This is a genomic window from Bacillus sp. D386 (genome assembly GCF_006346415.1).
The window spans coordinates 270,279-283,521 of record NZ_VEMV01000004.1 but is presented as its reverse complement, the minus strand read 5'-3'; the positions used below and the strand labels follow the sequence as shown (position 1 = coordinate 283,521).

General features: G+C 36.0%; 11 protein-coding genes and 1 pseudogene. 3 read left to right on the top strand and 9 right to left on the bottom strand.

Annotated features, from left to right (window positions below):
- Nucleotides 1-285: 285 nt before the first annotated feature.
- Complete coding sequence (locus tag FHY45_RS13425) at nt 286-1,461, bottom strand: DHHW family protein (RefSeq protein ID WP_139892145.1); 1,176 nt, start codon at nt 1,459-1,461, stop codon at nt 286-288.
- 12 nt (nt 1,462-1,473) lie between these two features.
- On the bottom strand, nt 1,474-2,892 hold the full coding sequence (locus tag FHY45_RS13420; RefSeq protein ID WP_139892144.1) for an MBOAT family O-acyltransferase: 1,419 nt from the start codon (nt 2,890-2,892) through the stop codon (nt 1,474-1,476).
- A 309-nt stretch (nt 2,893-3,201) separates the two neighbouring features.
- Between FHY45_RS13420 and FHY45_RS13415 the strand changes: the two genes are divergently transcribed.
- Both FHY45_RS13415 and FHY45_RS13410 read left to right on the top strand, forming a co-directional pair.
- Nucleotides 3,202-3,936, top strand: coding sequence for a WecB/TagA/CpsF family glycosyltransferase (locus FHY45_RS13415; RefSeq protein ID WP_139892143.1), 735 nt, complete (start codon nt 3,202-3,204; stop codon nt 3,934-3,936).
- Between the two features lie 293 nt (nt 3,937-4,229).
- On the top strand, nt 4,230-5,303 hold the full coding sequence (locus FHY45_RS13410; protein WP_139892142.1) for a glycosyltransferase family 4 protein: 1,074 nt from the start codon (nt 4,230-4,232) through the stop codon (nt 5,301-5,303).
- Nucleotides 5,304-5,542: 239 nt separating this feature from the next.
- On the opposite strand, the gene FHY45_RS13405 is transcribed toward FHY45_RS13410, so the two are convergent.
- The 3 genes from FHY45_RS13405 to FHY45_RS13395 form a co-directional block, all read right to left on the bottom strand.
- Nucleotides 5,543-6,559, bottom strand: coding sequence for an LCP family protein (locus FHY45_RS13405; protein ID WP_139892141.1), 1,017 nt, complete (start codon nt 6,557-6,559; stop codon nt 5,543-5,545).
- Between the two features lie 166 nt (nt 6,560-6,725).
- Nucleotides 6,726-7,271: a class D sortase gene (locus FHY45_RS13400; protein WP_139892348.1), complete on the bottom strand. Its 546-nt coding sequence runs from the start codon at nt 7,269-7,271 to the stop codon at nt 6,726-6,728.
- Between the two features lie 52 nt (nt 7,272-7,323).
- Nucleotides 7,324-8,514 carry a processed acidic surface protein gene (locus FHY45_RS13395; RefSeq protein WP_139892140.1) on the bottom strand — a complete coding sequence of 397 codons (1,191 nt, stop codon included), beginning with the start codon at nt 8,512-8,514 and terminating at the stop codon, nt 7,324-7,326.
- A 190-nt stretch (nt 8,515-8,704) separates the two neighbouring features.
- Here FHY45_RS13395 and FHY45_RS13390 point away from each other — a divergent pair, with 190 nt between their 5' ends.
- Nucleotides 8,705-10,834, top strand: a complete 2,130-nt coding sequence (locus FHY45_RS13390; protein WP_139892139.1) for an LTA synthase family protein — start codon at nt 8,705-8,707, stop codon at nt 10,832-10,834.
- A 51-nt stretch (nt 10,835-10,885) separates the two neighbouring features.
- On the opposite strand, the gene FHY45_RS13385 is transcribed toward FHY45_RS13390, so the two are convergent.
- The 4 genes and pseudogenes from FHY45_RS13385 to FHY45_RS13375 form a co-directional block, all read right to left on the bottom strand.
- Nucleotides 10,886-11,908, bottom strand: a complete 1,023-nt coding sequence (locus tag FHY45_RS13385) for a DUF6270 domain-containing protein (protein ID WP_139892138.1) — start codon at nt 11,906-11,908, stop codon at nt 10,886-10,888.
- Nucleotides 11,909-12,045: 137 nt separating this feature from the next.
- Nucleotides 12,046-12,129: pseudogene (locus FHY45_RS21250) on the bottom strand (hypothetical protein); the annotation flags it as partial.
- On the bottom strand, nt 12,120-12,551 hold the full coding sequence (locus FHY45_RS13380) for an Ig-like domain-containing protein (protein ID WP_373925488.1): 432 nt from the start codon (nt 12,549-12,551) through the stop codon (nt 12,120-12,122). The pseudogene FHY45_RS21250 and the gene FHY45_RS13380, both read right to left, overlap by 10 nt.
- Nucleotides 12,552-12,636: 85 nt before the next feature.
- Complete coding sequence (locus tag FHY45_RS13375) at nt 12,637-13,239, bottom strand: S8 family peptidase (RefSeq protein ID WP_180349975.1); 603 nt, start codon at nt 13,237-13,239, stop codon at nt 12,637-12,639.
- Nucleotides 13,240-13,243 lie beyond the last annotated feature (4 nt).

Below are 13,243 nucleotides of genomic sequence, written 5' to 3'. Positions count from 1 at the left end.
AAGGTATAAGAAAACCAGGTTTTTTAAGTGATTTTGATTACAGAGTGGGAAATACTTATCACCTTTATTAAACAATCATTGGAATTTAAGCTAACTTAAAAAAGGAAATTCGCAGGATTTTTACAGTGGGGAAAGGACAATTTTTCGAGTATGGTATTATAGTGACCTTCATTTTTAAATGAGAAAGTTATGTATCATTTACCATTTAAATAGAAAAAGAGGGTTGCACTCCAAAATCCGTAGATGAATTTTAGAGCGCAACCCTTTCTTTATTATTACGAGAAATCAAAATTTAATTAACTGTGGGGTAATGAGAATAGAATTAATATTGTGGACAAATACCACAGCATCAATGTCATTTTTATTAATATAATCCTTAACAGTCATATGTTTATAATACCTTAAATCCAGTATTCTTGTTTCCTCAAAATGGGAAGGGAAGAATTGAATCATCGCATTAGCATAGGAATCTTTAAGGATTAATACTCTTTTTCCATTTTGCACGTTTGGATTTTGGATAATACCCTCTGGTACATCTCCAGAAAAATAACTAACATAACGATTCGTATAAACATCTTCTTTTTTCAATACCTCTTCATTAAAAAGCGGTTGATTACTTTTGCCCCTATAGGATATTTCAAGAGGTTTTCCTTCTGACTTTTTCTCCACTATAGTAATTGTGTCAGCTTGGGATATATTTTCTCTACCAACCTTTCTCGCCTCAGATCCATAAAAGGGTGTTATATCTTCCCTCCAATTGTAGGAGGACATTGGTAAAGGTTGTCCAATATCGGGAATTTGCATATTCATATTTCTTATAATTTCACTATAAGCATAATACGCTGCCTTTGGCTTCCAATGATGATCGGTATAAAAGTACATATTTTCTTCATCCATGTGCGGCTCAATAGCTGATCTTAAATCAAGTAAATTCACATCTTCATTAAAACCTTTGGATAACTCGTCAGACAATTCATTGGCTCTACTCTCTATATAATCAGGCAATTGATACTCTAGCATCGTTGTCTTATTGGGAGTTAAAGCAAAAAAGACAGGAATATCTTTTTCCTTTAGCTCAGTTGTGAAATCATTAATCTTCGAATGGACGCGTTTGATGGATTCCTGAGGATTATCCAATTCCACAGTGCTAATCAGATATCCATCATCGTTAATATAAACACCCTTGAAGAGGTGTTGTCCAAAAACTTTATGACTCGCAGATGAATTAGTTTCAATCCACTGATTACGCAAAGGAAAACTATCATTATAATAGTCCTCAAACCTACTGAAATAATCGCCGGAGGTTACAGTTTCTAAATTTAAATCAGGTCGCTTCTCCAAAGTCCTTCCTTCCATTTCTGAACTTACACGATCATTATCTATCAAGGACCATATGCCAAAAATGAAAATAGAACATAAGAAGAATATTGCTATAAAATATTGGCTCGCTTTTTTTTCCATGTGATTACTCCTTTAAAAACGGAAATAAATAAATGGGTTAAAAGTATTAGATACAACATACGTAACTGAAAGGAAAAATATAGCTAAGTAAAAGACAGCAGACATCATTTCTCTTCCACCAATCATCAATTTGGATGATGAAAACACTAATTTCTCTTGTAGTAATTTAAATATAGGTGTCGCAGCTATAATAGCCACTAAAATAATAATTCCATATTCAAAACTGTAATATTTCGCCTCAAGATCCCATATGCCAGTTCCATTAAGACCAAACATGGTCTGTATATAAGCAAATGCATAATCAAAGGTTTCTGATCGAAAGAAAACCCAACCTATAACTACAATAACTAGTGAGTATACATGTTGCAGAGCCGCTGGTAATTTCTTTAGCAGATTACCAAGGAACGCTCTTTCCATCATAATAAATAATCCATAATATAGACCCCATGCTATGAAAGTCCAACTTGCTCCATGCCATAAACCTGTGGCAAACCAAACAATTAGTAGGTTTCTATAAGTATTTAAATTCCCTTTACGGTTACCCCCCAATGGAATATACAGATAATCTCTAAACCAGGATCCTAAAGATATATGCCATCTTCTCCAAAATTCAGCTATTGACCTAGATATGTATGGATAATTAAAGTTCTCCAAAAATTCAAACCCGAACATTTTCCCTAAACCAATTGCCATATCAGAGTATCCTGAAAAGTCAAAGTAAATCTGCAGGGAGTACGCAATAATTCCAATCCAAGCCAGACCAGTTGACATCTCTGAAGGATGCAATGCAAATATTTGGTCAGCTACTAGCCCACAGTTATTGGCAAGCAGCATTTTTTTTGCGAGACCAATGATAAATCTTTTTACGCCCTCAGAAAATTTATCGAAGTTTTCAAAGCGTACTTTAATTTGGTCTGCCACTGTTTGATACCGCACAATAGGGCCGGCAATCAATTGTGGAAACAAAGAGATATATAAAGCCATATTAAGAGGGTTTTTCTGTACATCACCGTCTCTCCGATAAACATCTATTACATAACTCATAGCCTGGAATGTAAAGAACGATATACCAATCGGCAACGGAATGATTGGTATAGAAATGGAAGTATTAAGAATCCCATTGATACTATCCACTAGGAAGTTAGCATATTTAAAAACTCCCAATAGTAATAGATTACAGCCAACCATAATTCCCAATATCCATTTAACCTGAATCTTTTTGTCCCTTTTAGCGTCTACAAATAAGGCAAACAGATAATTCATTATAATCGATATAATCATAACAATTACAAATCTTGGTTCACCCCAGGCATAAAATAACAGACTGGCCGCCAACAGCACTATATTTTTAAGTCCTGGACGGACCATGAAGTATGCCACTAAAACTATGGGCAGGAATAAGAATAAAAAAACAGTCGAACTAAATAACATGTACTTCCCTCTCTTTTTCTTGGCAATAAATCAATTCTAAATAAGATAGTAACATATATTGCCAAAATTAGTGCATATATTCCACTGATATTCAAGCTATAATTTTTCATCTGTAATTAATTCCAATGTAACGAGCTCTTACTTCGCAGAGACTCAATTCGAGAAGTACTCCCTATATTCTTGTCTCATCAAACAACTGGCAGTTTATCCTTACCTTATTATTGGAGAATTAATAATGATATTTCCTTTTTAACCTTCAGTGAAGTAAAATAAGGAAAGTACGATTTTTAGAAGGGCAGACTCAAAGATATGAAGAAGAATGTGGTTTATATAGAAGATATACCTTTTTATTCATCAACAATGAAAGATTTTATTCATATAGAGATTAAAAAACGGATAGATGAAGGGCAAAAAACCTTTATCGTCACTGCCAACCCGGAGATTGCCGAATATGCACGCAGTCATAACGATTACCGTTCAATAATTCTGCAAGCTGACTATATTACACCGGATGGAGTTGGCATTATTATAGCTTCAAAAATTCTCAATAAACCATTAAAAGAGAGAATAACTGGCTATGATATGATGCTTGAATTTTTAAAAATGAATACAAAGCGGCCATTACGCATATATATGCTTGGAGCTGAAGCTGAAGTAATCAAAAATTGTGCTGAAAAAATCAAAGCATCCTACCCCAATGTTGAACTGGTTGGATACCATCATGGTTTTATCGATATAGATGATAGTCAATTTGCCGAGAAAATTAGTGCATTAGAACCTGATCTCGTTCTACTTGGCATGGGTTTTCCACGTCAGGAAAACTGGATTACCAAACACTATGATAAGTTTAACAAGGGGGTCTTCATTGGTATTGGCGGCAGCTTTGATGTTTTTTCCGGCAAACTGAAAAGAGCACCCGAATTTTGGATTAAGCTAAATCTCGAATGGCTGTATAGATTGCTAAAGCAGCCAAGTCGTTGGAAACGGATGCTGGTTCTTCCCTTATTTCTTCTAAGAGTTTTAAAACATAAATTGCTTAAATGAGCTGAAAGGAAATCTTTTCCCTTTCAGCTCATTTTGTTAATTTTTCACATCCCTCTATCCTAGTTCTATAGAGTTAACTAAAAATAGATATTTATAAGTTACATATTTTGTAAGAACACTGGGGAAAAATCAATTTTTAGTAGAGGTTTTGACATAAACCGTATATAATTGATAGTTGAGGTTGATATATTTATACAACTATTTCAATCTACTATTATATTTACTGCAATTTGGTTTAAAAATAATCATATTGGGTATTTATATTCAGACTTATAAGATAGAGGGTGGACAATTTGTTAATTGCAGCTTTTTTAGTTGCCATATGCCTAACCATACTCATCACCCCATTTGTAATTAAATTAGCGCATAAAATAGGAGCAACCGATGCTCCCAATAATAGAAAAGTGCACAAAAAAGTGATGCCAAGCATGGGCGGATTAGCAATTTTCCTCAGCTTTATTATAACGCTTCCGATTTTTTCACCGGAAATTGCCCGTTCAGACACATTTTCAGCCATGTTTTTGGGTGCAGCCGTCATCTTGATTCTTGGTATATTTGATGACAAATATGAATTGAATGCAAAAGTGAAGTTAATCGGGCAAATTGCTGCCGCTTTAATTATTGTTATTGTCGGCGATATCCAGGTTAACTATATTAATACACCGTTTGGGGAAACGATTGAATTTGGATTTATGGCGATCCCAATCACCGTTATTTGGATTGTGGGCATTACAAATGCTATTAACCTAATTGACGGATTGGATGGATTGGCAGCAGGTGTTTCAACAATAGCTTTATTAACCATCTCCGCGATGGCGGTATTTAGAATTGGCGATATATTCGTTGCCATGATTGCTTTGATTCTTGCTGGAAGTACATTAGGATTCTTGAAATTCAATTTCTTCCCAGCCAAAATATTCATGGGCGATACAGGAGCTATGTTCCTTGGATTCATGATATCCGTACTATCCCTGTTAGGATTTAAAAATATTACGGTAATTTCCTTAATCATACCGATTATAATATTAGGTGTACCAATTTCTGATACGTTCTTTGCAATGGTACGGAGGTTCCTGCAGAAGAAACCATTACATGCACCGGATAAGTCTCATTTGCATCACTGCTTATTGCGATTAGGCTATTCCCACAGAACCACTGTACTGATGATTTATGCAATGGCTGCTGTCTTTGGACTGGCTGCTTTCATCTTTAGTATGGCCACACTATGGGGCGGAATATTCTTCAGTTTTATTCTGCTTATAGCACTTGAATTGATGGTTGAACGAATTGGCCTTCTTGGCGAAAATCATAAACCTTTGCACAAACTTTTAGCATTACGTTCGGCTGATTCAAAAGAAAGATTTTAATAATAATTGTTATAGCTGCCATAAAAATATATGGCAGCTTTTTAATGAGATTTTAATTATTGGACCTGGAAACTGTCGCTTCCGCTTCATTTCATTAATGCACATTAAAAATACCATACGCTTGCTATTCTTTTGAGCTTGCGCATAATGAATACAGTCTTGTACCTACCAATATCTCTTGAAATGCTAAAAAAACCCCTAATTCTATTTAAGAATTAGGGGTTGATGTTTATTAATCTTTATTCAACTATAACTGAATCATTAGGAATGGAATCTGTTTCCGCATCCTTTTTATAATCAAGATGAGCTTGGAGCTCCTGTTTAATATTTTCCAGGGATTGCTCATCTAACTCATAATAATACGTACCGCCAATGTAAGAATCCTTCCCTTCCAGACTAATGGATTCGATTTGAAGGTTGGATGCTGCCAGTACATAGCTAGAGAAACTCTTCATCTCTTTGAAGGTCATATTGGTTTTCATATTTTTACCGATACCTTCAATGACATCAGCATATTTCGTAATCGATTTAGCTGAAGCTGCCTTGTCAATTATAGCTGTCAGAATCTCCTGCTGGCGTTTACCACGCTCAATATCACTGTCTTTCTTTCTTGTTCTGGCCAATGCCAAAGCTTCTTCACCGTTTAATGTTTGCAAACCTTCTTCAAGGGTGATTGCACCTTGCTCATCATTTGAGTTCTGCTCTGAGAATGTATAAGGCACATTAACTTCGATGCCTTCCAATGCATCAACTACATCAACAAAGGCATTAAAGTTCATTTTCACATAGTAGTCAACTGGAACATCCAGTAATTCTTCGACTGTATCGATTGTATATTTTACCCCGCCATATGCATGAGCATGAGTAATTTTTGAATAGTTATCTTTCCCAGGGATGTATACATATGAGTCACGCGGTATACTTAACAATTTAACTGTTTTTTCTTTATCATTGAATGTAGCAAGCATAAGCGCATCTGTTCTGGAACCTTTTTCATTATTGCGCACACTGCTATCATCTACTCCCATAAATAATACGGATACATTATCTTTAGCAGGATTTACTCCACGTCCATCGTTTGCAAAATTTTCATCATATGATTCAGAGAGTACATTTTGAGCTTTCACATATAAGTAACCTGCATAACCACCAGCAATTAAAATAACAATAAGAATCGGAAATAAGATGACCGCTGCAATGCGTTTCTTATTTTTCCGTCTGCGCCTTACCTTGCGCATATTTTGCCTATTTTGCATTGGTTTTCTCCTTTTATATATATTAAAAACATAGAAGTCATTTTCAGTCTTACATCATTGTACCCTTTTTCTTATATTGCGTAAATTAATTTTTTCTCCCAAAATAAGGCTATTACTCTAAATCTCATCAATATAATTCAAAAAAAAGACACTAGAATAAACCACTCTAGTGTCTTTCCATTTTTATTAAATTGGCTGACAGTATATAACGCTGCGGCGCATCCCCTATATAATCAAACGGATAACACGTAGTGACTGTCAGAACAGGACGTGACTTAGGCACAATAACGGTCCGATCATCTGCATCTACAATTCGGGCGCCAAATACTTTATAGGTAAAAGTCCCAGCCGTTGTTTGAACAATCAATTCATCGCCTTTACCAACCTGCCCGAGTTTACGAAATACTGTATCACGATGGCCAGATAGAACTGAATTATCTTTCATTCCAGGCAGTACACTGTCTGAATAGTGTCCTACACCCTTTTCCAGTTCATCTTCATCTGTTCCTTCAATAATCGGGAGATAAGCTGATATCTTCGGGATAATTAACTCACCGAATTCTTCACCCTTTTTTGGGTACACTTTATATAAATCATCCGATTGATTCGTAACTTGCGACTCGGAAACAGATGCAGGTTCGGGAGTCTCTTCGACTATTACCGGCTCAGGCGCTTTTGCCGTTATAAGAGGCAGACCATACTTCACTATCATGCCAGCACCTATGAAAATCAGAATGCCGGCCAAAAGCACCACTATTCTTGCTTTAGGAATCATGCAGCATCCTTATTTTCCGACGGAAGAATAATAGTCCGGCTCCTGCTGCCAAGGCTCCTATTCCTAGTAATACACCTTCAGCATAATTGCCGGCTGTATTAGGCAATTTACCTCCGCTAATTGTTTTATTAATGGCTTTTCCTTCTTTATTCTCAATTTTCTCTGCCTTATTCTCCACCAGTGGCTTTGGAACTGTCTTAACCGGTTCAGTAACCTTATCAATTAAATCAGAACCAAACATTTCTGCTGTAATAATCATGTCTGCAAGTAATTCACCTTGTTTATTATAAAGCTCGATTAGCAGATCTGCACCATTAGTTGATTCAAGTACCATAAGTTCATCAATGGAAATCGTCTTTTTGCTGCCATCTTTCGTTAAATGAAATTTAGCTTTCATTTGGTAGATGTCCAAAACTTCATTAAACAAAGCTACAATCTCTTTCATCTGTGCCTCAGTTAACTCTGAAGAACTCTCAAATTCCGGTAAATTATCTGCTCGTTTTTCTAATTCCAGGAGTTTCTCCTCAAGCGCAGGATCGTCAAAATCTATGGCAGAGATGTGTTTTTCTAAATTCTCTAACTCTTGCCTATCAATTCCGAATTCAGCAAGCCCTTCTAATAATGCATCAATAAACATATAACCTAAAACAGCTGCTTCAAGATCTTCAAGGTATTGATAATTAGATAAGCTGTCTCCATTGCTGGTTAGCAATTCATTTAATTCCTCTAAAGTCATTTCGTAATCCACAAGCCATTGTTTCAAGGATTCATCTGTTATTTCAGTGCCCTCAAATTCTTCCCAGCTTAATGCATGCTCTAAAATATTTAAATAAACGTAAGTGTCCTCAATTGATTTAGACTTATCGTAGCCATCTTGGTATTCCAATTCATCCATCAATTCATCTTTGTCGGTAAATCCGTATGTTTCAATCAACTCTTGAAGATTTTCTTCAGTTATTCTTTCACCCAATGCTACTTTTAAATCGTTAATCGAGTTATATTCTGTATATTCTTTTCCGAAGTATGTAAGTATGAGTTCTTCTAATTGATCTGGTGAAATCCCCTCTGTTTCGGCAAACTTGTCAAAATCCCCTTCATTAATTGCAGCAAAACCTACCACCGGCTTTATAACCGTGAATAACAGCATACAAGCAACTAAAGACATGGCTATACGTTTCATCTTCTTCCCCCTATATTGTAATGTTACAAAAATATTACGCTCCAAATTTAGTATAGTTTGTATTAGAAAATAATTCCATGTATTTTTCAAAAAATACAAAAATGTATATATTAACCTGTTTGATTAGGATAAAATAGCCTTGTGTGCTTCAGTATTTATAATAGTATAATTTGTAAGGAGGAAGCTAGCTTTGCTGGAAACAAGAAAGCAATTACATTCGCCCGTCTATGTGAATAAAAAAATGAAAGTCTCTATTTGGCTTTCCATTATGACTATATGTTTTATCTTTCTCTTACCGTTAGGTGTCATGATTATCTGTGAAACCATGGTCAGGAATGACCTGAATTTATACACACTCGGTCAATTTTTTGATTTAAAGACGAAAGCCTTCCTATTAAATTATCTGATTTATTTTGCCGTCATTAATCTATTCTGTATACTTCCACGTAAATTATATTATGTTACTTCTCTAGTCATAAGCGGTTTATTCATTCTCTTTACGATTGCTAATCAAATGAAACTTGAATTGCGAAATAGCCCCATTATGTTATCCGATATAAGTCTTATTAAGGAATTGCAGGGGTTAGATAATCTAGAATTACCAATGAAACCTATTATATTGGGACTTGTAATTTTAATTGTCGGTATACTGATCATCTACTTCTTACCAAAAGGGAAAGAGTTTTGGATTCCCAAGACTCTACTGTTTACTGGTTCATTCGTTTTTCTCCTTATATTATGGAATGAGAAACCGATATCTCCAATGGCCCAGGCTAATCTTTGGTATACACGCTGGCGACCGGAACTGGGCATCAGCGAAAATGGCTTAATAGGCAATTTCACTCTCTTTGCAAAGAAGGCACAAATCCAGCCACCCGCAGGGTATTCTGAAGCTAAAATTAAAGCGCTCGCTGAAAAATATCAACCCGAAACAATGAAACAAACAAATGAAGAAAGCGAACAACCAAATGTGATTTACATCATGAGCGAAGCCTTTGTTGATCCATATCTTTGGGGTGAGAAATATTTCAAGGAGGATCCCACGCCTAATTTCAGAAAAGCCTTCCAGGAATCAATGCACGGGTTTATGTATTCACCCGAGTATGGCGGAGGAACGGCAAATGTCGAATTTGAGGCGGTAACTGGTTTAAGCAGACAATTCCTCCCCGGAGATGATGTAGCCTATAATCAATATTTAAATCATCCAGTTCCATCCGTTGCAAGGGAATTTAACGAAGCAGGATATCACTCAACAGCTATTCATGCTTTTAAGAATTGGTATTATCAGCGTGCCACCGCATATAAAAACTTGGGATTCAACCGGTTTATACCTGGTGATTTTATGAATCTTGATTATCCATTCAATAGTGGGAAAGGCTACCCCTCCGATCGACATATGACTGATTCTATTTTAAAAATTGTGAAGGAAAATGAGAATCCTTCCTTTATTCATGCTGTTGGACTTGAAGGCCACATGCCGTATCCAAGAGCAAAAAAAGGCTCACCTTTTCTTGATAAAGCTAAAATGGACGTGAACACTTACGAAATCTTTGGTACCTATGTAAATAAATTAAACAGCGTGGACAAAGATTTGGGCAGATTTTTGCAGGAACTACAGAAACTTGAACGACCTACCATTGTCGTCTTTTGGGGTGACCATTTCCCTGGGTTCACACCCTTTCAAACTGTGTACGGAAAAGAAGGATTAAATTTTACTGCCAGCCTAAATGGCAGCTTCGAGGACTGGATGAAACTTCATAAAGTCCCTTACTTTATCTGGAACAGTCAAGAAAACAAGCCGCTTGAAAGAAATCTTACACCAAATATGTTCAGCCAAATTGTTACAGAAATGGCCAATATCGAAGGTAATGCTGTAACAAACTTGTTGACTCAGGTCGCGGAAAACGGAAACTCCTATTTCCCATATAAGCAATTCACAAAAGAAATGGGAGACTTTACAAGTGAAATGAAGGATTTGCAAATGCTTCAGTACGATATGCTTCACGGCAAAAGGTACTTCATCAAGACCTCCTTAGCTACAAATTTTTCTTCCGACTCTGACTACATCGTTGGATGGACAGAAAATCCAAAAGTTAACATAACTAAGAGTAATGGGGAAATTCTGATTCATGCAGAAGGAATACCTAAATACGCCAAACTATTTGATGAATCTGACGACATGCTAGATATTACTTGGGAGAAATCAGAAGAGGGTAGCTCTACTTTTAAGGTTAAAGGTAATCCAAAAGAAGTGTATTTTATAGTACAAGATGACCGCAAAACAACACTGCAAAAAACCAAGAAGTTTTCTGTTGACTAATGACCGAATTGAACCCCCTCATTATTTCAGAGGGGGTTCATTTAAAAGAAATTATATGCCACTTTTCACTTTTACTCTCAATTTTCTTTTTAAAAAGGTAATAATCGATTCTTTTTTATATTTTTCAAGTTCTTTTTGGTTTTCTTCCCTAGTCATATTAATTATTTCCTGTAATTCCCCTGAAATTTTCATTTCATTTAATAAATTTTGAGATAGCTGTTCATTTTTCAAATTATCATAATGCTTAAAGATATCTACCAATATTTTATTCACAGCCTGATCTTTAATATGGTTGACGCACACAATCCGATGCAATTTCAATAAAAAGTTATGATAATAATCCTCTGTGTAGTGAACATAAAAAGGTCCCCATGGATGTTCTTTATATGTATGATATTCTTTATCATTTATTTCGATAACTGATACATGATAATGATCAATTACATATTGATCAAGCTCATCCCAGTACCGGTTTAAGAGCTGTACATTTTCTTTTTTGACATGTCCGCTCGTTGCTAAATCGATTAATGTACCATCATCATTGAAAATATTAACATTCCTAGCCTTATGTATTATGACATGACAATTAGGCAATTTCTCCTTTAAAAAAGCGAACAACTTATCCACACTCTGTTTCCACTTCAGGAAATATTCTTCCGTATAATCTTTTATCGCTAACCTCTCGATGGCACCCTTCTCAATTAGGCTTTTATAGTAAGGAGTTTTCCATAACTTCCAGCGATTATCCGTAATACATTGATTAGTCGCCAAAGAAATTACCCCAAAGTGAATATCAGCAAAAAAATCAATAATTAGATAGGATGGTTCCAGCTTAATTAAATCTGTAAGGAAACTCTTCGAGAAGTCCATCTCTACATTCCATCGATCATATTCGGTTAAATCACCAATATCATTTTCGGTATAATTCAACGGAGAAGACATCAAACTAATTAGAGATGTTTGATTTTGCGTTAAAATACACTCATAAAACTCCTTATAGTTTGGATTGAACTTTGAGTTAAAATTATCTCTCGTCGCACAGCTACCTAAAACCGCTACTTTTATATTATTCATAATCGACTCCTTTTGTATGTCTCGATAAATGAATTTCATCATAAAAAAATTGCCTATAATAATTATAGACAATTTTGTGTGTTTTTCTAATTTCAACCATGCCAATTCCTAAAAATCCCCCAAAACAACTACTCTCCTTACTTCCTTACCGTCAATCGGTAGGAGCTTGTGTTTCCAGCAGCATCAGACAGGTAAACTCTCATGGTTGTCTTTAACTTTTGCTTCTTGACAGAAACGGAGAAGCCACCTGATTTATTTGCTTTACCTTTTCCACCTTACTGTTGACCTTAATTATGACAGTAGCATTCGGTTCTGTTGTCCCTTTTACCTTTGTCGATTTGGGCGTAAATTTATTAATATTAATTAATGCAGGTGCCGTTTTATCCTTTACAATCGTTTTGATGGCCGGACTTTTATTTCCTGTTTTATCAGTTGCTTGAATGAAGCGTGCCGTTCCAGCCTTTTGGGCTGATTTCATAGTTATTTTAAAACTTCCCTCACTGTTCGCATTGCCTGATGCCAGTTGAACATTGCCCTTGCGAACAGTAATTTTAGAACCCGCTTCTGCTTTTCCTTGAACGACTCTACTGTTATTTCCCATACTTTTAATCTTGGGACCAGCAGGCGGAGTTGTGTCTTTCACCTTTCGCTTGACAGGCCAACTTTCATTCCCTTTTTCATCGACTAACTTAATAGAAACAATTGTATCTCCCTTTTGGAGAGGGATATTAATCAACTGAATTAAATGCCCGGTCTGAGCTTATCTTCATTTCAACCTTCGTTTTTCCTGTAATGATAACTTTACCCTTAAATGCTTCTTTATACTGTATACGAATAGCTTTATCTTTATCGGTAAGTTGGCTGACCACCGGGGTTGCAAGCAATCGGTATTTCAGGGCATTCGCTACGTTTATCCTGCCCGTTCCATAGCTGGTATCTTTCCCCTTTTCCCCAAGGTCATCCGCTGTAGACACCAACCGATAAGCCACTTGCTCATTCGTTAATTTCGGTTCCTTTGATAAAATCAATGCAGCCGCCCCGGCCACAATCGGAGAAGCCATTGATGTTCCGCTCATTGACCCGGATTTATTATTAGGAAGAGTAGATGTTATCTCTGAACCTGGCGCAGCAAGGTCTATCGAAGTCCCATAATTAGAGAAATATGACTTTTTATCAAACTTCGTTGTAGAACTGACAGATAATACATTTTGCAATGCTGCCGGGAAGGTTGGTCTGGTAGTTTGATCATTACCAGCTGCAGCGACAATTAAAACGTCTTTTTTATAAGCAGCCTGAACAGCATCATTAAGCGCTTTTGAGCTTTCATACATCCCG

Coding starts and splice junctions, on each gene's coding strand:
- FHY45_RS13425 (WP_139892145.1), bottom strand. CDS start 1,461: ATGGAAAAAAAAGCGAGCCAATATTTTATAGCAATATTCTTCTTATGT.
- FHY45_RS13420 (WP_139892144.1), bottom strand. CDS start 2,892: ATGTTATTTAGTTCGACTGTTTTTTTATTCTTATTCCTGCCCATAGTT.
- FHY45_RS13415 (WP_139892143.1), top strand. CDS start 3,202: ATGAAGAAGAATGTGGTTTATATAGAAGATATACCTTTTTATTCATCA.
- FHY45_RS13405 (WP_139892141.1), bottom strand. CDS start 6,559: ATGCAAAATAGGCAAAATATGCGCAAGGTAAGGCGCAGACGGAAAAAT.
- FHY45_RS13400 (WP_139892348.1), bottom strand. CDS start 7,271: ATGATAGTGAAGTATGGTCTGCCTCTTATAACGGCAAAAGCGCCTGAG.
- FHY45_RS13395 (WP_139892140.1), bottom strand. CDS start 8,514: ATGAAACGTATAGCCATGTCTTTAGTTGCTTGTATGCTGTTATTCACG.
- FHY45_RS13385 (WP_139892138.1), bottom strand. CDS start 11,908: ATGAATAATATAAAAGTAGCGGTTTTAGGTAGCTGTGCGACGAGAGAT.
- FHY45_RS13375 (WP_180349975.1), bottom strand. CDS start 13,239: ATGTATGAAAGCTCAAAAGCGCTTAATGATGCTGTTCAGGCTGCTTAT.